Annotated in this window: 22 protein-coding genes; 9 read left to right on the top strand and 13 right to left on the bottom strand. The window is 46.4% G+C overall.

Going from position 1 to position 23357, the window contains the following annotated elements:
* Positions 1-104 precede the first annotated feature (104 nt).
* The gene (locus tag QUA56_RS07520; RefSeq protein WP_333355273.1) at positions 105-1685 is read right to left on the bottom strand and encodes a serine hydrolase; all 1581 of its coding nucleotides are present in this window, start codon (positions 1683-1685) and stop codon (positions 105-107) included.
* Positions 1686-1980: 295 nt separating this feature from the next.
* A complete protein-coding gene (locus QUA56_RS07525) occupies positions 1981-2769 on the bottom strand; it encodes an RNA methyltransferase (RefSeq protein WP_333355274.1) in 789 nt (262 codons plus the stop codon).
* Positions 2770-2932: 163 nt separating this feature from the next.
* On the opposite strand from QUA56_RS07525, the gene QUA56_RS07530 reads away from it, so the two are divergent.
* Both QUA56_RS07530 and QUA56_RS07535 read left to right on the top strand, forming a co-directional pair.
* A complete protein-coding gene (locus tag QUA56_RS07530) occupies positions 2933-3088 on the top strand; it encodes a DUF2256 domain-containing protein (RefSeq protein WP_333355277.1) in 156 nt (51 codons plus the stop codon).
* Between the two features lie 72 nt (positions 3089-3160).
* Positions 3161-4096 carry an isoaspartyl peptidase/L-asparaginase gene (locus QUA56_RS07535; RefSeq protein WP_333355280.1) on the top strand — a complete coding sequence of 312 codons (936 nt, stop codon included), beginning with the start codon at positions 3161-3163 and terminating at the stop codon, positions 4094-4096.
* An 875-nt stretch (positions 4097-4971) separates the two neighbouring features.
* On the opposite strand, the gene QUA56_RS07540 is transcribed toward QUA56_RS07535, so the two are convergent.
* Both QUA56_RS07540 and QUA56_RS07545 read right to left on the bottom strand, forming a co-directional pair.
* A complete protein-coding gene (locus tag QUA56_RS07540; protein ID WP_333355283.1) occupies positions 4972-5115 on the bottom strand; it encodes a hypothetical protein in 144 nt (47 codons plus the stop codon).
* A 100-nt stretch (positions 5116-5215) separates the two neighbouring features.
* On the bottom strand, positions 5216-5515 hold the full coding sequence (locus tag QUA56_RS07545; protein ID WP_333355286.1) for an aspartyl protease: 300 nt from the start codon (positions 5513-5515) through the stop codon (positions 5216-5218).
* Positions 5516-5878: 363 nt separating this feature from the next.
* Between QUA56_RS07545 and QUA56_RS07550 the strand changes: the two genes are divergently transcribed.
* Entirely contained in the window at positions 5879-6625 is a 747-nt protein-coding gene (locus tag QUA56_RS07550) for a hypothetical protein (RefSeq protein ID WP_333355288.1), read from the top strand.
* 454 nt (positions 6626-7079) lie between these two features.
* On the opposite strand, the gene glmU is transcribed toward QUA56_RS07550, so the two are convergent.
* Positions 7080-8465, bottom strand: coding sequence for a bifunctional UDP-N-acetylglucosamine diphosphorylase/glucosamine-1-phosphate N-acetyltransferase GlmU (glmU, locus tag QUA56_RS07555; protein ID WP_333355291.1), 1386 nt, complete (start codon positions 8463-8465; stop codon positions 7080-7082).
* Positions 8466-8969: 504 nt separating this feature from the next.
* Here glmU and QUA56_RS07560 point away from each other — a divergent pair.
* Together QUA56_RS07560 and QUA56_RS07565 are read left to right on the top strand one after the other, a co-directional pair.
* Positions 8970-10016, top strand: coding sequence for a hypothetical protein (locus QUA56_RS07560; RefSeq protein WP_333355294.1), 1047 nt, complete (start codon positions 8970-8972; stop codon positions 10014-10016).
* Positions 10017-10041: 25 nt separating this feature from the next.
* Positions 10042-10863 (top strand): sulfurtransferase, encoded by an 822-nt coding sequence (locus tag QUA56_RS07565; RefSeq protein WP_333355297.1) that lies wholly within the window; start codon positions 10042-10044, stop codon positions 10861-10863.
* A gap of 497 nt (positions 10864-11360) precedes the next feature.
* On the opposite strand, the gene QUA56_RS07570 is transcribed toward QUA56_RS07565, so the two are convergent.
* Entirely contained in the window at positions 11361-12833 is a 1473-nt protein-coding gene (locus tag QUA56_RS07570; protein WP_333355300.1) for an MBOAT family protein, read from the bottom strand.
* Positions 12834-13418: 585 nt separating this feature from the next.
* Between QUA56_RS07570 and QUA56_RS07575 the strand changes: the two genes are divergently transcribed.
* On the top strand, positions 13419-13562 hold the full coding sequence (locus QUA56_RS07575) for a hypothetical protein (protein WP_333355303.1): 144 nt from the start codon (positions 13419-13421) through the stop codon (positions 13560-13562).
* A 155-nt stretch (positions 13563-13717) separates the two neighbouring features.
* On the opposite strand, the gene QUA56_RS07580 is transcribed toward QUA56_RS07575, so the two are convergent.
* The 7 genes from QUA56_RS07580 to rfaE2 all read right to left on the bottom strand — a co-directional run bounded on the left by QUA56_RS07580 (position 13718) and on the right by rfaE2 (position 20581).
* The gene (locus QUA56_RS07580; protein ID WP_333355305.1) at positions 13718-15301 is read right to left on the bottom strand and encodes an ATP-binding protein; all 1584 of its coding nucleotides are present in this window, start codon (positions 15299-15301) and stop codon (positions 13718-13720) included.
* A gap of 54 nt (positions 15302-15355) precedes the next feature.
* Positions 15356-16630 carry an RNA-guided endonuclease IscB gene (gene iscB / locus QUA56_RS07585; RefSeq protein WP_333355307.1) on the bottom strand — a complete coding sequence of 425 codons (1275 nt, stop codon included), beginning with the start codon at positions 16628-16630 and terminating at the stop codon, positions 15356-15358.
* Positions 16631-16845: 215 nt separating this feature from the next.
* Positions 16846-17898 (bottom strand): ATP-binding SpoIIE family protein phosphatase, encoded by a 1053-nt coding sequence (locus tag QUA56_RS07590; RefSeq protein ID WP_333355310.1) that lies wholly within the window; start codon positions 17896-17898, stop codon positions 16846-16848.
* Positions 17899-18108: 210 nt separating this feature from the next.
* Complete coding sequence (locus tag QUA56_RS07595) at positions 18109-18507, bottom strand: anti-sigma regulatory factor (protein WP_333355313.1); 399 nt, start codon at positions 18505-18507, stop codon at positions 18109-18111.
* A 132-nt stretch (positions 18508-18639) separates the two neighbouring features.
* Positions 18640-19044 (bottom strand): STAS domain-containing protein, encoded by a 405-nt coding sequence (locus QUA56_RS07600; RefSeq protein WP_333355315.1) that lies wholly within the window; start codon positions 19042-19044, stop codon positions 18640-18642.
* A gap of 55 nt (positions 19045-19099) precedes the next feature.
* On the bottom strand, positions 19100-19969 hold the full coding sequence (locus QUA56_RS07605; RefSeq protein WP_333355318.1) for an STAS domain-containing protein: 870 nt from the start codon (positions 19967-19969) through the stop codon (positions 19100-19102).
* Positions 19970-20086: 117 nt separating this feature from the next.
* The gene (gene rfaE2, locus QUA56_RS07610) at positions 20087-20581 is read right to left on the bottom strand and encodes a D-glycero-beta-D-manno-heptose 1-phosphate adenylyltransferase (RefSeq protein WP_333355321.1); all 495 of its coding nucleotides are present in this window, start codon (positions 20579-20581) and stop codon (positions 20087-20089) included.
* A gap of 633 nt (positions 20582-21214) precedes the next feature.
* On the opposite strand from rfaE2, the gene QUA56_RS07615 reads away from it, so the two are divergent.
* The 3 genes from QUA56_RS07615 to QUA56_RS07625 all read left to right on the top strand — a co-directional run bounded on the left by QUA56_RS07615 (position 21215) and on the right by QUA56_RS07625 (position 23293).
* Positions 21215-21403 (top strand): hypothetical protein, encoded by a 189-nt coding sequence (locus QUA56_RS07615; protein ID WP_333355324.1) that lies wholly within the window; start codon positions 21215-21217, stop codon positions 21401-21403.
* Positions 21404-21475: 72 nt separating this feature from the next.
* A complete protein-coding gene (gene hpsJ-B, locus QUA56_RS07620; protein ID WP_333355326.1) occupies positions 21476-22306 on the top strand; it encodes a hormogonium polysaccharide biosynthesis protein HpsJ in 831 nt (276 codons plus the stop codon).
* Between the two features lie 90 nt (positions 22307-22396).
* Positions 22397-23293 carry a glycosyltransferase family 2 protein gene (locus tag QUA56_RS07625; RefSeq protein ID WP_333355329.1) on the top strand — a complete coding sequence of 299 codons (897 nt, stop codon included), beginning with the start codon at positions 22397-22399 and terminating at the stop codon, positions 23291-23293.
* The last annotated feature ends 64 nt before the right edge of the window (positions 23294-23357 follow it).

Here is a 23357-nt window from a genome sequence, read left to right on the forward strand (position 1 = left end):
CAACAGTCAACAGTCAACAGTCAACAGTCAACAGTCAACAGTCAACTATTCCGGAGGAGTGCAACCGGAATTGATATCAATCGAACCTGAAATCAATCATCGATTTAATTTTTAATTTTCACCTTTGAATCCTCTGGCGTTTCCCCGTCGTTCAAATAGCGGTAACTCATCCGAGAAATATCCCGAATCAATGTTTGAGCAGGCTTCTCGGTTTCCGGCGGATGCTTCACCATCACCGCCACCAAATAACGCTTGCCGTTCGGCAAATCCACCATCCCCGCATCCGCTAGCATTGTATTAATATTGCCCGTTTTGTGAGCAATAACTGAACCTTCGCCCAAACCTTTCGGCAGCAAAGAATCGTTTTGAGTTTGGCGCATGATTTGCAAAAGACGATCGCGCGACTTGACCGAAACCAAATTTCCGCGATCGACCTGGGCTATGATATTAATCAAATCCTTCGGACTGGTAGTATTAGTTCCCTCCAAATCCGGCAATTTATTGCGAAGAACCGTGGTACTCAAACCCCAGGTTGCAAAATGCTGATTCAAAACCTCAGCACCTCCCAACAACTCAATCATCATATTTGTCGCCGTATTGTCGCTGACAACAATCATCTTTTTCGCAACTTCCAAAGCCGAATATTTCTTACCCGGAGCGTCGTCTTGCATCTCCCCAGAACCGCCCACAATGTGTTCGGGCCGCAGCGTCAGCATCTGATCTAACTGCACTTTGCCTTCATCTACTGCTTGGAAAAAAGCTACTAAAATTGGTAGTTTAATCGTGCTAGCTGAAGCAAAAGCAGCATCGCCGTTAAAATTTAGGTAGCTTCCTGTATCTAAATCAACTAGAAATATTCCAACCGTCAAAGTAGGATTTTCTGTGGCTAAAACCTGAACTTGCGTTTTCAAAGCTCCTAATTCTTGATTCAGTTGCAGCGCTTCTGGGGCTGCGGGTGCTGCAGATGCGCTATCGGCTGGGTTTTGATGCCCTGGGGTGGTTTGTTCTTCTGCCGCTACAGTCGATCGACTCACGGCATTTACCACCGACAGCAGCGTACCGCAAATCACCGCTATCCCAACTCCCAAAATCAGCAAGCGAGTAGCGTAAATCAACGGCGGCACGTTCGCAGATGCTGGTCGTTTGCCCGGTCTCTGGCTCGCTTGCGGGCGCGGTTTAGGCACGGGGGTTTTTTTGGCATTTTGAGGGATTTCCGTGTCTGGAATGCGCGCTGGGGGCGAACTGGGGCGACTTCCCCGGGTTGGAGGGGGAGCGGCAGTTGGGAGCGGGCTGGTGGGATTGCTGGCGATCGAACTCACATTTTCCAGATTCGGGTCAGGAAAATCGAACATATCGACAGCAGCGAGACCTTTTTTGCGCGGTTGGCGACTCTTCGACTGCGGAGTTTTGCTGGTGGTTCTGGGTTTTCTGGGGTTAATTGCCGATCTGGGATCGGATAAAAAGTCTTGTGTAGTAAATTCTTCCGAAGGTGAGGGAGAATTGGCTTTAATTCTGCTGCCGCGGCTTGGTTGCGGTGGCAAAGTCGCAGGTTCTGGCGATCGAATTTCCGGGTTGCCGTTTTGCGGTTGGGGAGGGCGGCGGCGGCCGGAGTTGCCAGACTGACTTGCTTTGCCGGACTTAGGCTGCTTTGAGCCGGAGTTGGGAGAGGATATCGAGGATATCACCGATAATATCGATCCTTTGGGAAACCGCTCTGCCACGTCTTACTCCTTCATCACTACTGTAAAGTTCAAGTTTAAGATTTTTCAGCTTGCCAGCCAATCAATTTTAGAGTTTAGATTTTAGATTTTAGATTTACCCAAATGCTGCACGGTATCAGAAACCCGGTTTCTTGCCCGGGAATTACCCCAAAGCTGAGGTTTTTAGTCAAGAAACCCGATTATGAAGGTGACAAGTGGGTAAGTCAAGTTCGATCGCCAAAAATCCTCAATCTCAAATCGCAAATTATCGGCATTTCCCCTAGCTATTCGTTGGATTTTCTGGCAACGCCCCATCTAGAGTATCAGAAACTGTCTCTCGCGGGTAACTTTTTATTGCCCATTCTGTTTGGCGCAGCACCCCCCGAAGCATCGCGACTTCATCTACTGTCGGATATGCCCTGTTGTACAAACGCCGAAATTTTTCCATCCGACTTGCTGCTGTGTGCTGCTGCAAATATCCAATTTTGAGTAGCAGCGTTTCTAATTGCTGGTAATATCCCTCTAAATTTTCCAAGGTAGCCGATTCCTCCTGGCTGCTGACAACTGACAACTGACAACTGACAACTGACTTGTATAGTTCGTAACAGCAGATAGCGACTGCTTGGGCGAGATTTAGGGAAGTGTAGGCATCGCTGGAGGGAATGCGGATCAGGCGCTGAGCGCGGTTTAATTCGGCATTGGTCAAGCCGCAGTCTTCTCGGCCGAAAATTAGGGCGCTGGGGGCTTCTAGGAGCCAAGGCAAGGCGTCTGCGGGTTCTTCTAGTTGTGTTGGCAACGATCGACTATCATCCCCTGTAGTTGCGATCGATCTGACACACCCAACCAAAGCCGACGGCAAACTCTCGACTACTTTCGCAGTTTCCAGTATGTCGGCGGCGCGAACAGCCATCAGTCGGGCCTCTTCCCCTAAATAATCGCACTGGGGATTTACCAAAATTAATTGGTGCAAACCCATATTTTTCATGACGCGGGCAACAGAACCGACATTCAATGGGCCTGCGGGTTCGACTAAGACTATTCGGATGTTGGCGGCGGCCGTTGAGAGCATTTAATTTGGGGAGATTTTTAGCTGAAATTGGTTGTTTTCGTTTCCTCAGCAACAGGCAAGATGCCTGTTCCACAAGAATTGAATTTTGTTGTGGAACAGGCATCTTGCCTGTTCATAAAAATGGTACAAGATGTGAATTCGTTAATCTATTGTCAAAATTAGCATGGCAAAGCAGCGATCGAAATCCGATTTACCGACAAAAATGTGCCCGGTGTGCGATCGACCTTTTACTTGGCGCAAAAAATGGGCGGACTGCTGGGATGAGGTTAAATACTGCTCCGAACGCTGTCGCCGCGGCCGTTCGGGCGATGGAGATTAAGAATTTAGGGCAAGTTGCTCGATCGAGGGTAAGATTGCAAAGGAAAAATTTTAGGTTATTAGGTTATAAATTATGGCATCGCAACAAATACAACCAAAGCTAGTTATTCACGGCGGTGCCGGCAGTTCTCTACACAGTAAAGGCGGAATTGAGGCGGTGCGGAAATCGCTTTACGATGTTTTGGAAGAAGTTTATCCGCTGCTGAAAAACGGTGCAAGTGCCGTAGATGCAGTGGTGCGGGGCTGCCAATTGCTCGAAGATGACCCGCGATTCAATGCCGGTACCGGTTCTGTGGTGCAGTCGGACGGTCAAATTCGGATGAGTGCTTCGCTGATGGACGGTTTGGTGCAGCGTTTCAGCGGGGCGATTAATGTTTCTCGCGTTCAAAATCCGATCGAACTTGCTAAATTTTTGCAGAATTCGGACGATCGGGTACTCTCTGATTTTGGTTCGGCGGAATTGCTGCGAGAACTTCAATTGCCGATTTACGATCCGATGACGGATTTGCGCTTGCACGAGTGGATGCAGGAACGCCAAGGCAATTTTAGCAAAGCAATGGCTGACGTGGTGGCGGAACCGGCGGGTCTGGGTACGATCGGAGTCGTAGCTTTGGATGCCCGGGGACACTTGGCTGCTGGGACTTCGACTGGCGGCAAGGGTTTTGAGCGCATCGGGCGGGTTAGCGACTCGGCGATGCCGGCGGGAAATTACGCCGCCGGGAGTGCGGCGGTAAGCTGTACGGGGATTGGCGAGCACATTATGGACGAGTGTTTGGCGGCGCGAATTGTGATTCGGGTGACAGACGGTTTGAGTTTGAAAGCTGCTTTTGAGCGTTCTTTTGCTGAAGCTGACGATCGCCAACGGGATTTTGGCGCAATTGGAATTGATGCTAGCGGTGCGATCGCGATCGGCAAAACTAGCGAGGTGATTTTGGGTGCTTTTCACAACGGTATCCAAATGGGCGATACCTTGGAAACGAGCAAGGGAACGCTGGTTTTTATTGCTTAAAAAAGAGCTGTGAATGTCGGCTACAAACATCAGGACACAGCACTGCTGTGTCCCTACGGAATAAGGGATATGTGCTTTTTTTCAGAGTATGCAAATTTAATTAATCTGTAGGGTGCGTCGCTGCGAGATATTGGATAGAAGTTGCAGATTATAGATGGCGACGCACCGATGCTTGCCATTCGATTATGTGTAAGCTGTTCGGCATTTAAAGGAGGATAGTAGGGTGCGTCAGTAGAGAAGCGTTTCCCATGTATAGTAAGTGTTCTAGCTGACGCACCTTACCTGGAGCGTTAATGGTTTAAATGCTCCACAGCTTACCACATATATAGCAATCCTCGCATCAGCCGCCTCTCTCGATCGAGACCAGAATCCTTGCAGTGCGAGCCAGAAAGCTCGCGTATAATGCAAGCAAATCATTTAGGATTGCTATACATGGAATACGCTGTAAGCTGTTCTACATCTAAATTGCATTTTTTGTGCGGGCTTTCTGGCCCACCCCACAAGAACTTTATCAAATTTTGACTGTGTAGTTTAAATGCAGAACAGCTTATCATGTCCGGTAGCGTCGTTCCGATTCGGACTTGATATTAAGATGAACGGTACCTATCCCGTAACGAGCCAAAAACTTCACCCCAAAGTCAATCGATTTTAGATTTTAGATTTGAGATTTGAGATTAAAGCATTGAAGCATTGACTTAGCCCACAAACGGATACCGTGCCACGTACTTAAGTCGTGGAAAGATAAAAATTTTAGACCCTAGTTCAAGCTCCCAGATTGCATCTGTGGGATAAATCTAAAATCTCAAATCTCAAATCTAAAATCGACTGACCCCACGGATAAATTCGGGGGGCAAGTTTCATCGGATACAGGTTTTTTATTTCTGGACGGATGAATCCGGGGGCTTGTATCCTGGATGCTTGATTGTCAGGATTCCCGCCGCCAAATCTACCACTAACCGTTTAGTTTTCAGCCATTCCATCCCGATGATAATTTCTGGTATCTCATCTCCTGCTACCACAGGAACATTAAATTCTTGACCGTCATTCGATTTTAGATTTTAGATTTTAGATTTTGGATTGACCCCACGGATAAATTCGGGGGCTTGAGGATTTTAGATTTTAGATTTTGGATTGATTCCACGGATAAATCACGTGGCGGGTACTATCAAAAAATTTTTGGTCAATTTGCACAGTGCCGATATAAATACTAAAATTACCTTCTCCTCGTGCAGTCTTCATGGGGTATTCATCATCTACAAGCTGCCAATTAAAATCTAAATCTTGGCTGTTTATCGCCAACCAACCGGTGAATCCCGTATCTAGAAGCGCATCCGCAAATATGACTTCCCCATCAGCCGCTACCAAACTTATTTCAAAAAATAGTTGATTTGTCTCTTCATCAAACCTTCCTTGAATCATAAAATACTGCCACAAACTCCGGTCTCATTCAAGCGCCGAACAATCATTAGTTTTTGGGGAGGATTTGTTAGCAGCTTCTCAAAAGCGACGACGCGATCGCACGCTTAGCAATACACCTGCTGCTAAAAGTGCGATCGCTCAAGTCAATAATCAAGGATAAATGACGGAAAGCTATCTCAAACGCAGTTGCCAAGAAACTCGGGACATTTGTTGTCTGCCAGACATTTTAGTGCTAATCTATTAGCAAAATAAAAAAAATCAGGGCAGCGGACGACTTCAAATAATATATAAGTTAACAATTCGGTGGAGCGGCGTCAGGAAGTCGATCTGTAGCATCATTTTTGGAATCAAATGGTGAGATCAATGAAAATAATTAAGCAAACAGCAACTGAACTAATAATTCAGACTCAAAGCATATTTGATTTTTGGCTCCCTAGTTGTTTATTAATGGTATTTGGACTGTTCTGGCTGGCTTTTGATTATCATAAAACAACCCTGATCTGCCAGCGATTGCAGGCAAAACAAGGAAATTGCCAGATTGTGCGATCCAATTTACTGGGTTCAAACATCCAAGAAATTCAGCTTGCTTCTTTGCAAGGAGCTAAAGTTCAAAGATGCGGCTATAAAAGCAGAGTTGTACTTTTGACTTCTGTTGGCGATGTTCCTTTCACTGCTAACTCGACTACCTGGGGGAACAAACAGGCTGTTGCATCTGAAATCAATTTTTTTGTTAAAAATGCAAAAAATCGATGGCTGCGCTTAAGCCAAGACGATCGCTGGTGTGGATGTATAGGAGGCCTATTTATGCTCGCAGCAGTCGGAGCGATCGTGTTGAGAAAGAATGAAATCTACAGCTTCGATGGCAATTTAAACACCTTGACTGTGAAACAGCGGGGTTTGTTAGGGCGTAAAGTCATTACACACTCTTTGTGCGAGATTTATGGCGTGGAAGTCGATCGAACAAAAGATCGGCAAAATGACACTTGGTACCAAGTCAGACTGTTAGTTGGTGGAGGATCTCGCATATCCCTGCCCAACACTATGAACCTCTACCAGCAAGCAAAAATTGCCAAAGCGATTAACAACTATCTGAACGCGCGATCGCACTGAAGTTACAGCATATTCCATGTATATTTGGTACACACAATCTTGTAGTAAGTAAGGTGCGTCGCTTTCAGAGTCAATCTGCAAGTTCCATTGACTGCCGCGGCAGCGACGCACCCTACATAACACGTACCAGACAATATAGCTTTATAGTGTACTTCATGAACCTGGAATATGCTGTATGTTTACATGACTTATACTAATTCTCAAAACTCATGCAACAGTATTTGTAGGGTGCGTCGCCACCCGTAAATCTTAAAGAATATCCACAATCTTTGAGCGACGCACCCGGAGCTCAGGTGAGCGCAAACAAACCCACACTCATCATTGTTGCTTTCTGGAGGCGAGAATTGGTATTACCCAAAAAGTGATTTGACACGATAAATTGAGGCGGTAAGGTGCGCGATCCGGCGCACCCTACATAATAAAATCACGCATTATATAAAAACTGAACAATCGTTCACTTTTTAGGTTCTTTCAACTTCCAACCTGGTTTGACAACTTGCCGGGAACGGGCAATTACTAAACAGTCATTCGGCACATCTTCCGTCACCACAGAACCCGCCGCTACAGTCACATCTTCTCCCAAAGTTATCGGTGCCACAAGCACGCTGTTGGAACCAGTTTTAGTGCGATCGCCTATTTGAGTTTTGTGCTTGTTTTTTCCGTCGTAATTCGCCGTAATAGTCCCAGCACCGATGTTGACTTTTTCTCCCAAAGTCGCGTCGCCTAAATAAGACAAGTGAGCGACATTAGTTCGATCGCCGAGTTGAGTGTTTTTCAATTCTACAAAATTGCCGACGCGACAGTTCGCCCCAATTTCTGCGTGTCCCCGCAAATGTGCGTAAGGGCCAACGCGCGAATTTTCGGCCACAATACTGTCAGAAACCACCGAATAAAGCACAGTCACATTTTCCCCAATTTGACTGTTTTCGATCAAACTGCCGGGGCCGATGCGACTCCCAGAGGCGATCGCAGTTTGTCCCCGCAAGTGAGTTTGCGGTTCAATTACCACATCCGGCTGCAACTCTACGGTATCGTCGATCGTAATGCTGCTGGGATCTAGCAGCGTCACTCCCGCCGTCATCCACTTGTCCTTTACCCGCGTTTGCAAAATATCGCAAGCTGTGGCTAAATGTTTGCGATCGTTAATTCCCAATATTTCTTGATAATCTTCCACATCCACCGCCCTCACCGGATTGAGGAAAGTTACCGTATCAGTTAGGTAATATTCTTTTTGGTCATTGTCTGCCTTCAATTCTGGCAAAATTTTCTCTAAATCAGGCCAGTGAAAGCAGTAAACACCTGCATTAATTCGGTGGTTTTGCTTTTGATCTGGTGTGCAGTCGCGGTCTTCGACAATTTGTTGTACCAAGTTTTGACTGTCGGTAAATACTCGCCCGTATCCTTGAGGATTCGGCAAATTAGCTGTCAATAAAGTAGCAGAGTTTTGGTGCTGTTTGTGAACTGCCATCAATTGTTTGATAGTTTCTGCCCTCAGCAAAGGTACATCCCCATTTAACACCAGCAAATCTCCTTGAAATCCCTCTAAGTGAGGCAGCAATTGTTGGATGGCGTGACCGGTTCCCAATTGTTCGGTTTGTTCTACAAATTCTAGGGGAGGAGATTGAGGATTGTCCGCTATTTCTTTACCTTCAATCAGGGATTGTTTAACGAGTTCACCTCGATAACCGACGATGACAAGTCGCCGGCAAATTTCAATTTCTTGACAACTTTGGAGGACTCGCTCAACTAGCGATCGACCGCCCAATTCGTGTAAAACTTTGGGCAAGTCAGATTTCATGCGCGTGCCGCGTCCAGCCGCTAAAATTGCTATTGCTATCATTGTGCGATCGAGTTTTTTGCTATAAAAACTTGAATATTGACTAACTGATGATATCACTCGCTGTCCGTCGATGGCACTGCGATGGCACAATTTTTTAATCTCTAATCTCCAATCTCGAATCCGCGCGATCGAGGCTTTTTCCAGCCGGATGTCAGTTTTAGGGACGGTGCTTGCGGTTCGAGTTAAGGCCGTTGCGGTATCTGAAGTTGCGTCCCCGGTATCAATTACCAGGTTGAAGCAGCGGTATTTGGCAACTTAGCGAGAGGATTTTTGGCTGTACTGTAAACCTGAGTTCGGTTCGTAGAAAGGACTGAAGTCTTTTCCCAAGGGATGCCAGGGGTAGCGAGAGTGATAATTTGCATCTTTGGGCTTGGATTGGCCGCGATATATTATACTATTTGTTGAATTTCAGTTATTGTGTTTTCAACTCCAAAAAACTATTTCTGACTTTTTCATTTTTTCTGCCTTCTACCTTCTATCTTCTGCGTTATCAGGTGTCCAGCTATGACAGAGCTTAATTTTCAGGAACTTGCCAAGCAGGGAGATATCGCCACTGCGATCGCATCTTCGCTCAACAGCCAGTTGCAATCTGAAGGCATCACAGCCTCCGCGAATCTCGACGGCGACTGTTTGGATGTAATTCTTGAGGCCGAGCAGGTACCGATAGAAGATACATTAGTTGATTTCGTCCGCAGCCAACTGACGAATTTGCAGCCGGATTCGATTCGCAAAGTGAAGGTTGAAGGCCGAGAAAGCGGTCAAATTGCTGCTGCTTGGAGTCAAGAGTTTAGTCTGGAGAGCAGCACTTTTGAACCACAGAGCTTTGCGGAAGAATCTGTGCCAAATACTGCTGTTGCTAATACGGACGATCGCACAGAAACCCAGAATAATATTGAGGAGGAGAAACCGCCGGAACTTGCTGCATTTGAGAACCGGCTGCGATCGACTTTCATTGTAGTAGGGCTGGTGACGGGTATGTTGGCGATCGCCGTGGTGGCATTTGTCGGTAAGATTGTGAACGAGCCGGGAGCAACTGCGGGGCAGAATCTAGATGAAACAGCAAATTTAGCAAATGCACCGGATACTTTTCGAGAGGCAGTTAACAGCGCGCTCAAAGCAGCAGAATTGGGGCGATCGGCAAAAACCAAAGAAGATTGGACGACAATTGCCGATCGCTGGCAAGAAGCGGTTTCATTAATGAGAAGAGTACCGATGTCTAGCTCCAACCATCAACTAGCTCAAGCAAAAGTGATCGAGTATCAGAAATATCTGCTTTACGCTCAAGAAGCAGCAGTAAATCCCCCTCCACCAACTCCAACTCCCGCAACAGCCGAAAAACCACCTTCGGAGAAAGCAACTCCTAAGAAATCCAATTCGCAAAAAGAAAGTTCCGAGAAAATAACTCCTCAAAAATCCAATTCAAAAAAAGAAAGTTCCGAGAAAGTAACTCCTCAAAAATCCACTTCTGAAAAAGCAGCTTCGGAGAAAGCAAATTCTAAAAAATCCACTTTAGAAAAAGCAGAACCCGAGAAAACACCTCCTTCTCGATAGATGTTAAAGCACAGATTTTAAAATTATGAATGACAACAATTTAATCGTTTCTGCAGAATGGTTGGCCGCCAATACCGAAAATCCGCAAGTTATAATTATTGACTGTCGGTTTTCCCTCGCTGACCCAGAATTGGGACAAAAACAATATCAAGAAAGTCATGTTCCGGGAGCTTTCTATTTAGATTTAAATCGTGACCTCGCGAGTTCAGTTGGTAAACATGGCGGTAGACATCCGCTGCCAAATATTGAAGAATTAGCTGATAAATTGAGCGCGATCGGCATTAATTCAGCAGAAACTTTAGTCGTCGCTTATGACGATTCGCGGCTGGCTTTTGCGGCTCGTTTGTGGTGGCTGCTGCGATATATGGGACACAGCAAGGTTGCTTTGTTAGACGGGGGTTTCAGCGCCTGGAAAGCGGCTGGATATCCGGTAACAAATACTTTGCCAGAACCCCGCGAGGGTAAATTTGCGGCCCAACTGCAGCAGGATTTGGCGGTAGATATTGAGGCTGTGAAAGAGCGCAAAGACCTGCCGGGAAAGGTTTTGATTGATTCGCGGGAAAGCGAGAGATATGAAGGTTTGCGGGAGCCGATCGACCCCATTGCAGGTCACATTCCGGGTGCGGTTAACTATCCTTGGCAAGGGGTGACGGATGAAACTGGAAAAGTGCGATCGGCCTCCGAACAAAAACAGCGGTGGGTGGAAGTAGAAAAAGCGGACGAAGTTATTGTTTACTGCGGTTCTGGGGTGACGGCTTGCGTTAATTTACTGTCTTTAGAAATCGCCGGAATTCCCGATGCTAAACTTTATGTCGGTAGCTGGAGTGACTGGTGTTCTTATAAGTAACCGGACACAATTAATTACATCAAGCCTTTTGAAGAGGCAAGGTTTTTAGGCGGTATTTTGGGTAATTAATTGTGTCCTACTACTTACCAATTCTGAAAATTAGCATCTGTAGGGACACGGCAATGCCGTGTCCGGCGCGGGGAGCAGGACACGGCAATGCCGTGTCCCTACTTTTAATAATTGGTATATAGCGGTTCTCAGAAAGATTCGCGGACGTTGTTGGGCTTCAGCCCTCTTAGTTTGGGTGGTTATGTAAGCTGTCAGTCATACCTCATCTTTTTGAGAAAGGCTATAAGATTGATGATTGTAGGAAATAAAATACAGCATATTCCATGTATATGTAGTACACACAATCTTGATCTCGCCCGCGTAAGGTGCGTCGCCCACGGGGGATCTGCAAGTTTTATCAAATATGAAGCAGCGACGCACCCTACTGATTAACACCACACAATATAACTGTTACTGTACTTCATGAACCTGAAATATGCTGTAATACCCTAAAAATCAAAATAAATATAAGGCAAACCGCCCTCGGGAGCCAACACCCAAACCGCATACAAAGAAAGCGGCACTAACACCAATTTCACCGGCCAATTTAACTCCAATTTCAAACCCCGACTCAACGCATAATTCCCCAGCATTCCCGCGGCCAAAGCGGCCAACATCCAAGTTAAATCTACTCTTTCCAAACCCAAAACTTCCACATAAACTTTATCTGCAAACTGCACGTCAGCAGTGTGTCCCCACAAATGCGAAATCGCCCATCCAGAATCTTTTAAATCGGGAAGCCGGAAAAATATCCAACTACCAAAAACCATCGCTTGAGTCAACAGCCAACCGATCGCAATGCCGATCGGATTTTCCCACAAAAACTCCATCCGCAAGCGCTTAAACACCACATCAGTCAGCCGGTGAACCGCCAAAGCCAAACCGTGCAAACCCCCCCACACAATAAATCCCCAAGCCGCCCCGTGCCAAATTCCCGCAATTAACATGACGATCGACAAATTCAGACAAGTGCGCCACAAACCGACTCGCGAACCCCCCAAAGGAAAATACAAATAATTCCGCAACCAATCCCCTAAAGTCATGTGCCAGCGCCGCCAAAAATCGGCTATGCTGGCACTAAAATAAGGGAAATCAAAATTTGGCGGCAAATACCAACCCAGCAGCAAAGCAGTACCGCGCGCCATGTCAACATAGCCGCTAAAATCGAGATAAAGTTGCAGCCCGTAAGCAAAAATCGCCAGCCACAAATCCTCGCTACCCGCCCGCTGCAAATTGGTAAAACTTAAATCGACATAAATTCCCAAGTTATCTGCGAAAAGACCTTTTTTTACTGCACCGAAGGCGATCGTCCAAAGCGCTTCGGAAATGCGATCGGGCGTCGGAAATTCCTGAGTTTTCAGTTGATAGATCAAGTTGTGATACCGAGTAATCGGGCCGGAAATTAGTTTCGGGAAAAACAACTTGTAAGCAGCAAAGTTTAGCAGGGAAGTAGCAGCCGGCGCGCCTCGGTACACGTCAATCAAATAAGCAATGCACTCAAAGCAAAAGAAACTCAATCCCAGGGGTGCGATGACATGAGTTTTCACCCAGTCAGCACTGTCGATAGCAAAAGGCCAATTTAACAAAGTGCCGATCGAACTCAAGAAAAAAGGCACATACTTAAAACCCAGAAGCAGCAAAACATTCAGCCCAATTCCTATCCACAGCAGCAACAAACGGCGGCGGTTCCAAGATTCATTAGCAATCCGCCAATCGAGAGGTTCCCCAATCGCCATCGCCAAGCAGTAATTAAACAAAACACCGATTAACAGCAAAGGAATGTACCAAATTTGCAGCGAAGCGTAAAAAATTAGACTACCCGCCAGCATGATAAACAACCGCCACCACCTGAGCGGAACCAACCAGTAAGCCGCGAACAAAACTAACAGAAACAGGGCATATTGAAGGGAGATGAAAGTCATACCATTTTAGATTTTAGATTTTAGATTTTAGATTTTAGAATTGCTGATTTTGTATTGGTTTGGATCGCGCCATTTTAGATTTTAGATTTTAGATTTTAGAATTGCTGATTTTGTATTGGTTTGGATCGCGCCATTTTAGATTTTAGATTTTAGATTTTAGATTTTAGAATTGGGAATGGCTGATTTTGTATGGGTTTGGATCGCGAGCCTGCTGTTGCATTATTTTTTATCGAGACTTTGCTAAGAACGAGATTTATCGTGGATTTTAGCCGATCGCCGACAGGAAAACAGGCACTCGGTAAGTCCCTACTGTATAGTCGGCAACTGATAACTGCTACATTTTACAGCACAAAGGTTAAATGGTGTTGCAAATTAAATAAATTTTGCCTGCTATAGATTAACTCTCTTACGAACAAGATAAAATACGGTGAAAAAAATATAATTAGGTTCGCAGCATCGGACTTCAGTCCTCAAAAGCTACAATCCCTGATATCGTTTCCCTTTGCACCGGAATAATATTTTTCACCGTGCAGTGTTAGCATCCCGCACAGCCAAGGAGTGATGTAATACTAATTCTCAAAACTCATGCAACAGTATCTGTATGGTGTGTCGCCACCCGTAAATCTTAAAGAATATCCACAATCTTTGAGCGACGCACCCGGAGCTCAGGTGAGCGCAAACAAACCCACACTCATCACTGTTGCTTTCTGGAGGCGAGAATTGGTATAACCGAAAATGTTTTGAATCGATCGCGATAGCAGGTATTTGACAAGTAGCCCGATCGCATTTCAACTCTTCCAAAACCTCAAATTCGGTCATAGCCGGCATCATCATGTCGATAAAAATTGCTGGCGGTTGCTCAAAGAGCAGCCGAACCCAAACCTTCAGCAGCGTTGGCGACCTCGATCGCGGTACAATGAATTTCTGCCAGCAAGTTTTTCAGCAAATACCGAAAAACTATCTTCATTCTCCACAATCAAAACTTTTGCTGCTGAATCCGGCGCAGGCGATCGAGAATTGGCGATCGCCTGCGGTATTTCATCCCCCTTAGCAGCGGACATTTCCAAAGGGTTTTCTGTATCTCCAGGATACACGATCGGCAGTTTGACCAAAAAAGTCGAACCCGTTCCCAGCGAACTTTTTATTTCAATGCTTCCCCCCAGAAATTCTGCCAGTTTTTTGCACAGAGACAATCCCAACCCGGTGCCTTTGACGCGCTTCTGCAAGGGATTTTCGAGTTGGACAAATTCTTCAAAAATCCGCGTTCGATCGGCTGGGGAAATGCCGATACCCGTATCTGTTACGGAAAAAGTAATTGTTCCCCCGTCTCCTATTTCCGCAGCAACTTGAACTTCGCCTGCTTCGGTAAATTTGAGGGCATTAGAAATCAGATTCCGCAAAATCTGAGAAACTTTTCCCTCGTCTGTGGTGAGGGTTGGAAGTTCGAGAGGGGCTTCAAAAATCAGAGCAACATCCGAGTTTTGGGGCAGCAGAGGGCGCATCATGCCACGCAGCGCGCTGAACAAATCTTCGACTTCAAAATCAGCCACGCGAACAGTTAGTTTTCCCGCTTCCACTTTGGCTAAATCTAACGAGTCGTTGACAAGTTCTGCGAGAGACTGGGCGGATTTGTAAATGTAATTTACTTGCTTGTCCTGTTCGGCTGAAAGTTCTCCGTCGAGGCGATGTAACAATATTTCGGAAAGGCTCATAATTGCCGTTAGCGGAGTGCGAAACTCGTGGCTCATATCGGATAGAAAGCTGGTTTTGAGTTCGCTGGCGCGCCGGAGAGATTCGGCTTTGTCGTTCAATTCGGCGTAAAGTGCGAGGACTCCGCGATTGGTATCTTCTAGTTGTTGATTTAATTGTACGAGTTCTTCTTGACGCTGGCGGAGTTCGTCTAAAGTACGCAGTAATTCTTGATTTTGCTGCTGAATTTCGGCATAGGGATCTTCGGGAATTTGGCGCGCTAGTTTGTCAACTAATTTATTTAGTTCGATCGCACTCAGCGCAGGCATCTGTTTGGAAAACTGCTTCATTAATTGTACGGCAGTTCCGCGATCGGGCCGAGAGTCGATTTGCACTTCGTCCATCAACCGTTTCGCTGCTGCTAAACCGAGTCCCGCGCCGGTTTGCGATCGAAAATTGGGGCCCAACACAGTCGCTAAATCCGCAATTCCCGGCCCGGTGTCAGAAATCCGAGTCCGAAAAATTTGGGGCGATTCCCCTTCCACAATGAATTCTACTTTGCCGCCGCCTGCATATTTGAAAGCATTGCGGGCAATTTCGGAAACTGCTGTGGCGATGCGGGTTTGTACTTGGGAATCGAATCCCAGCCCTTTAGCAATTTGGCGAGCTCTTTGGCGTACTTGTACGATGTCTTGTTCAAAGCGGACTTCCGTCGTCAGGATTGGGTAACTCACGCTGCTTTTCACCAAAACCTCCGAGAAACCTCTGGCTTCAGACATGGGGATAGATAAGAGTGGTTGTTGATTGGGTTCGATGCCCCCTCAACAGTCAAATCAATAGCTATAGTTGTAACCATCTTTTTTATGGATTGGTGTGCAATATTTGTGACTGATGCCCGCCACTCTTCCAGTCGTTGTAGCGATGTCGAAACTACCAGTTGCTCGACAAAGAACCCGTCCCACATAGGAGCCGATTTTCTTTCCAGAGGTAACGGCTGCTTTAACGATATCGCCTGTCTGGAAACCTTTGTGAATCTGGACTCTTGTACGGTGACGAATTGGAAAACCAAATTTATTGGTACCGCACATTTGGCGAGTCCCATGCCCTGTTGATTCGATGGACAATGGTTGCAAGGTCAAAACTTCTAGCGTCGGAGTTTCGCCAACACAGGCAGCATCAAGCCAATGGGTTTTGGGAAGCCCTAACCGAGTCCGATTGAATTGTGTCTTGCCGCCCGATCCAGTGCTGACAGCTAAACCTGTTGCTTTCAACGCATTGAATAAAGCCCATCGGGTAGCGTTAATTGCTGTTGCATCTTTTAAAGGTGATTTGCTCTGTGCCAATACCCTCTTTAAAATTTCAGGTTTGCCTGAGAGGAAATCTTTGATATCTTGATTACCTTTCCGCTGGTTGCAGGGATGGCAAGCCAGAGCCAGGTTAGAAACCCTATTATAGCCACCTTTAGAACGTGGATGGATATGCTCGACCTCTAACTTTGTATCTTTTGCGCCACAGTAGACGCACTGATGATTGAACTTGTTGAGCAAATATTGTCTGACTTCGTAGCCTTGCAGTTTTCCCTGCTGATATTCAACGCCATTGATTTCAGGGTTTTGCATCAATTGTAAGTCAAACCTGACTAACTCCTGAACAAGGGAACTCACAGGGGCATAGCGAGAAATACGATTAACCCAAGTGAACGTCGTATCTACTCGATGTTGTAAGCTGGGCGCTAACCAACCTTGAGGACGAATGCGATTTAGAAATCTGGGTTTGCGATACCGAGTTTTGCGATTACGCCGCCTTCTCCGTAATTGGCGGCGTGATAATAGAGCATCTTTGATAGTTGCTCCTCTGTGGGTTAACTCTGCTGCCCAAATCAATTTGTCATTTTTAAGTAAAGCAATGCCCGTTGTTTTGCTACCAGGATCTAATTTTAAGGTTAGAGATTCTGGAGTATCTTGAACTTCCTTTGCGATAATGATGGTGAACGGGTATCGGCGAAAGACAGTAGCCTTTCTGGCTTTAAGTAATGACCGTGCCATCCCTGGCGTACAGGGTGTTAGCGGTTTGCGATTGGTATCTAAAACTAGGATTTGGTTAGACATTATTGCGTCTCTTCTGATTTCTCGTAACGTTAGCTTCGCCAAGGTTTTCAAGGCTTGTTAGGTTAATTGCACTTCCTTAACCCCGCTAAAGATGTTTAACAATCAACGATAGAGCAACAAACTAGCTACGCATTTGTCGGTATCGTGACCTTGAAAACGTAGACTTGTGGTTAAGTCTTAGGCTGGTCAGGTTCGGGATTGCTTGCTTGGGCTCGTTAGAGCCGAACAGTTTGCAAGCCCCTAGCTTTAGCTATGGGGTTCCTGACCTTAGCTACTATAACTGTCATGTCATCGCGAGTGCGTTTGAAGTCCCGGTAGAGCACGGCTGCGATTAAAGCAGGATGTCTGGAGGCTAAACCTGGGTAGCGGTTTAAATTCCACTGCGCCGCCAAACCGTCGGAGTGCATGATGAGTATGGACTGCTGCGACCAAGGATAGACAAATTCTGCTACTTTTCGCATCATATGTCCAACTGTGCCGTTGTAGGAAACCATGCTGCGGGTTTGGTTGTCTGTGACCACTACACCGCTGATGTTGCCAATTCCGGCAAAACAAATTGTTTGTTGGGTACGATCGATTTGGGCGATCGCCGCAGCCGCTCCTCTGGTATTTTTTAAAGCACCGTGCGCCTTCTCTAAAATTGCTTTCGGCCCCAGTTTAACGTTTTCCTCAAATACCCGCACTGCTTCCTGAGACGCTTCCTGGGCCAAATCCCCGTAGCCGAGCCCGTCTGCAACTAAAATCAGGTTTTTATCCAGATGATTTTCCGCAGCCCAGGAATCCCCGCAAATTTGCTCTCCTGCTTTGGGCAAGTGGACGACTCCAAATTCCAAGTAATTGCAGTTTTGGGAGGCTTCCCGGCTATTTTGGGTCGGTTCCAGCCGCATTAATAAGGCCGTCCCCAGTTTCGGTACAGAATGAATATCAAAAAAACTAGAGAGGCGTTTAATTGCCCCCAATCCAGTTCCCGGGGTTCCCGCTGTAGAAAAACCGTCCCGCAGACACAGCGCAACATTTGCCATTCCCTGCCCCCGGTCTAGCGCTACTATTTCAATGCTGTATCCTGCCGCTGTTTTGAATGTTCGCAGCAAAAGTTCTCCTTCGCGGGCGTGCTTGACCGCGTTTTTTGCTGCTTCGGTGGTAACAATTGCCACTTTACCGCGATCGGTCTCGTTAAATCCGACTTCGGCCGCGAGAGCTACTGCGATTCGCCGTGCTTCTCCAACTTGACTTTCTTCTGTTACGGGCAGGGCTACGGCATCTATCATTTTTGATCAGCTCTCATAATAAAATCCTCTATACGCCAACCCTCTCCGGGTATGGTGCGGGATTCCCAGAATCACTTCTTGGCTTTGCTAGTTGTTCTTTATACCAATTAAAAAAATAATACACCTATACGCAAGCTCCAAACCCCGATCGTCATCAGTCATTCCCAATTCTTTAATCTAAAATCTCAACTCTCAAATCGTATTACTTTCTCACCGCCAGCGGACGATCGCAATTTTAGTCCCCTTACCCACTTTGGAAACAATCTCAAATTCGTGCATCAACCGCTTAGAACCACTGAGTCCCAAACCCAAACCCTGATTAGAAGTATAACCGTCAGTCATTGCCAATTCGATGTCGGGAATTCCCGGGCCCTTGTCTTCAAATACCAGCCGCAGCCCTTTGCGGGTTCCTAATTGGAGCGTTTCGAGAGTTACAGTTCCCCCTTTGCCGTAGTCTACAGTATTGCGGGCGAGTTCGCTGGCTGCGGTAACGATTTTCGTTTGGTCTACTAAACCGAATCCCATTGCTACAGCCCAAATTCGCACTTGCTGTCGGACGTGGACTATATCGGATGACGATCGGATTTCTAGTGTCTCACGTTTTGACATGGCTACTCTACTAAAACAGAACTTCTCGACAAAACATAGGACTTACGCTCATCCACCCAGTTTCTTGTCAGCAATCTTGAGTTTGTCAACAAGCTATCTACAAACAAACCAGATTTCATTACTGCCTGTGCCTCAGTTATGGGACAATTTATCGACTGCTCGCGCATTCTCGCCAGGAGAAAAACCCAAGGATTTTCGCAACAAAATCATGCCCTTTTCAACGCTTAAAGCTGTGCGGACTCCTGTCAGGGAAAGCCCCAACTCAACGAGCGTGATCGCAACCGCTGGCTGCATCCCGACCACAACTGTTTCAGCATCTAAAATTCGCGACATACTAGCGATATTGTTGATGATACGACCGATAAAAGAATCTACTATTTCGAGGGAAGAGATTTCTATTAAAACACCTTTGACTCCGGTTTTGACGATGCGGTTTGTCAGGTCGTCTTGCAGCGTCATTGCTAAGCGGTCGTGCATATCTACTTGAATTGTTACTAGCAGAAATTCTCCCATTTGAAGTATCGGTATCCGTTCCACAAATCCACCTCGATTTTATTTTTCACTTAATTTTTTAGTCAAAAAGGCAATATTTTTATTTTTCCTCTTGAATATTTCTTATAGTTAAACCTTGGCGCTGCAAAGCGACTTTAAAAGCATCTGCTAAAGTCGCTTTTGTCAGAATATCTTGCAAGTCAACTCCCAAGTGAACTATGGTTTGAGCTATTTGCGGGCGAATGCCGCTGATGATGCACTCAGTACCCATTAAACGGGCTGCGGCGACTGTTTTTAATAAATGTTGAGCAACTAAAGTGTCAACAGTCGGCACACCTGTAATGTCTAAAATCGCAAATTCTGAGCCGGTTTCCATGATTTCCTGCAACAGAGTTTCCATGACTATTTGAGTGCGGGCGCTGTCGAGAGTCCCGATCATGGGCAAAGCGAGAATGCCTTGCCAAAGTTTGACTACGGGTGTTGACAATTCGAGCATTTCTTGCTGCTGGCGTTCGATGACTTCTTCGCGAGCTTTGAGAAAGATTTCTGTCACCCAAAGGCCTAGCTGGTCTAATAAACTGGTGGAAAGCCAAAGTTGTTCGACAAGTGCGTCGCGGTTTTGTGTAAGTTCGCGACAAAGCCGATCGAACAATGGCTTTTTGAAGCATAAAATGAAACTCGCTATCTCTGAGGGAGTAAAGCCTCTCTGAACGCGCGATCGCGAAACTTCTGCTAGCAGCAGCCGCATATTTTCCCATTCGGGTGTCTGGATGTCGCTAAAGTTACCGTGCCCCACTGCAATGTGGAGCAATTGCAGGAACTCTTGACACTCGGAGCGCAATTCTTTGGCTCTCATCAAGTCGTCCCGCCGCAGCCCGGTATTTTGCAGTTCTTTGAGCCAATCTGCTAGTAGCTCTGCTTTGTGTCTGTCTAGGATTTCCGCGATCGTGTTATTGCTTGTGAGTTCCATTGAAATTATCTCCTGCGTAACAATTGGGATGAAGTTGTACGAGCGATCGCACTAAGAGTCTTTTTTGATGGGGCAACTTCTGAGTTTAGCTCACTGTTTGCTGTTTGCGATCGAGGGTTAAATACCTAACCGCAAAATGCGTTTGACAATCGCGCTGGTAGAACTCGGAACTTCTATTTCGATCAAGGAAATCTTGCCGCCTCCGGCGATAACAGCCGGTGCTTCCGGCAGAGTTTCGAGTTGATAGTCGCCTCCTTTAACGTATATATCTGGCTTCAGGATATTTATCAGTTTAGTTGCTGTAATCTCGGAAAAAATTACTACCGCGTCTACTGGTTTGAGGGCAGCTAACACTTCGGCTCGCTGATTTTCCGGTACGATCGGGCGGGGCGGCAATCCCGGCTGCTGCGGTTTGATAGCTTGCACGCTGGCGTCGCTATTCAAGCCCACCACGAGCGATCGCCCCAACTTTTTTGCCGCCTGCAAATACCGGACGTGACCGCAGTGCAGGATATCGAAGCACCCGTTAGTAAACACGATCGGACGCCAGTTGTCCGGATCGGATGCGATCGCTCCTTCGAGTTCTCTCAACGTGTAAACACCAGAAATCATTGCAGTCACCACCAGCAAATTTGAACAGCGATCGATTATCCTACCAAAAAATGTGATATCGGAGCACCTTTGCCATTGAACAATCTATCACTCAAACTGCCAATAATTAGTAGTTAGCCATTAGTAATTGGTAATTATAGCAATCCTAAATCATTTATAAATTTCTTACTCCCGAGCGAGCGGCTTCGGGGAGGGTTGGGGTGGGGTAAAAAATTTACGACTCCTGCAAGGATTGCTATAGTAATTGGTCACTCTTAAGCAAAAAGGAAGAAGCACAAATGGCCTTCGGCTTCGCGATCTGCTAAACAGAAGGAAAAAGGAAAAAACATCTACTCGTGTATTTGTGACTGCCGTATCGTGTCGCTGGTAATTGGACGTTAAAAAGGTTGGGAAACAATTATTTATTCCACCCCTCTGTTATATCAATTACTATAAGACAGGGGATTTAGTTCCACGGCCTCTGGCAGGCGATCGGGGAGTGGGAGCCCTAGGGGGTGAAACCCAACCAAACGCGATCCTCCTGTGTCTGTTATTTCTGACACCGCCGCGAGCGAAAGCTAGTTAAAAGAAGGAACCCAAGCGTGCAGAACTCATCTGTACCCTGCATTCGTCAGACTCAGGCGAAGCCAGCATTTGCTTGCTGCAGTTTCTGGGCGCTATCTTGACCAAGCTTTACAGCCACCCCAGAAGCGCGCCGCCTCCTGTGCCAAACTCTGCATACCCGTGCAGAAACTCGACCCTTTGGGATCGCAACCGCAGCCTGTGAAAACCCAGGGGAAAGTCGAGGTAAGTACCCGAACGAGCTATTTTGGTGGAAAATAACTTAACTCGTTCAACAAAATCCAGTCAACTACCCCCTTGAATCTAACGGTGTAGAATTATCTAACAGGAATTATGAAAGCAACTAACAGCCGTCAATTTTCTTCAGTAGCTGCTCGAACTCTAAAAGTAGTCGGGATTATCTTGATTCTCTCTGCTTTGCTTGACTGCATTGTTCTGTCGCTGCCGGGAGAAACCTCCGACATTTTCAATCGAGGCTGGCAGTTGGCCGCAGCAACTCAGATAGTTGACCGGGGCATTATTCCTTTGATGGGTATAGCCATGCTAATGACTGGCTTTTGGGTGGACAGCAGCAGTGGAGTCTCTATTGAGAGGCGCAATGTTTGGCTGGACTTGCGATTCTGGGCGCTATTGATTTCCAGCTTCTTAGGGCTAATTTACCTGTTGCTGGTTCCCGTTCACCTCAACAATACTCGTTTGGAACTCAAGGATGCTCTAGTTCAAGTGGATAAAGAAGCCGGACAAGCGGAAAGTCAACTAGAGGCGCAAATTAAAAGCGATCAGTTTAAAGCTCAGGTAGAACAGCTCAAAAGCCAGCGCCGCACCCAGATAGCCGCGCTGCTGCAAGACGACGGGAAGCTGCAACAAGCACTCAAGAGTCCAGATGTTCCCAAGGAATTGAAAGCTGTGCTTCAGGAGTCAAAAAATGACCCGAAAGCGCTCGACAAATTCCTGGAACAGCAAGCCCAAGAACTGCCAAATCAAGCTCGCAACGAGATTCGCACGCGCAAGCAACAAAAAGAGAAAGAGTTGAGAACTCGATCGAGAAATTCGAGTTTGCAGACGGGAATCAGCAGTTTGCTGTTAGCGATCGGCTACATTACTGTTGGTTGGACTGGATTGAGAAGTATGGGAATTCTGCGGTTCGGCCGTCGCAAAATGTGATCTGTGCTGGCAGGGATCGCGCAAGTCGAGACATCCCTGAGAAATAAATACTTGATTTGCCTGATAGTTTGCCCTTACTGAAAGCTGGGAATGTTCTCAATTTATATTCTGACTTACAACGAAGAGATTGATATCGCCGCTTGCATTGAATCGGCACTGCTTTGTGACGATATCATTGTAGTTGATTCTTTCAGCAGCGATCGCACCCTTGAGATTGTTCAGAACTATGCCGTGCAAACAGTGCAGCACTGCTTTGAAACTCACGGACGCCAGCGGACTTGGATGCTCCAAGAAGTCCCGTGCAAGTACGAATGGGTTTACATCCTCGAAGCTGACGAGCGGATGACGCCTGCACTGTTTGCTGAATGCTTAAAGGCGATCGAAAGTCAAGAGTATATCGGCTATTACGTAGCTGAAAAAGTAATATTTATGGAGCGCTGGATTCGCCGCAGCACTCAATATCCCCGCTATCAAATGCGCCTGTTTCGCAAAGACCAAGTGTGGTTTACTGACTACGGTCACACTGAACGGGAAGTCTGCAACGGGCCTACTCACTTTTTGAAGGAAACCTACCCTCACTATACTTGCAGCAAAGGTCTTTCCCGCTGGATTGAAAAGCACAACCGCTACTCGACTGACGAGGCGGCTGAAACTCTCCGCCAATTAGAAGCAGGTCAAGTAAATTGGTGGGATTTATTGTTTGGCGCGTCGGAGGTGGAAAGGCGTCGCGCTTTGAAAGATTTTTCTTTGCGCTTGCCTTTGCGGCCTGTCGTGCGCTTTTTCTATATGTATATTTTACTCGGCGGATTTCTTGACGGTCAAGCGGGATTGGCTTGGTGCACGCTGCAAGCTTTTTATGAATATCTAATTTTGCTGAAAGTTTGGGAAATGAAGCATATGCCGCTGCCCAATTTAGACGGAGTGGAGGAACCGTCTATTTCGGAAGTAGTAACAGTTGATTCGCCTAAAGTTTCATCGAATATTTAGTTATTAGTTATTAGTTATTGGTGACGCGCTTGGGGCTGCTAGTAACCAATATAACCAATAACCA

This window comes from Microcoleus sp. N3A4, assembly GCF_036701805.1.
Classification (GTDB): domain Bacteria; phylum Cyanobacteriota; class Cyanobacteriia; order Cyanobacteriales; family Microcoleaceae; genus Microcoleus.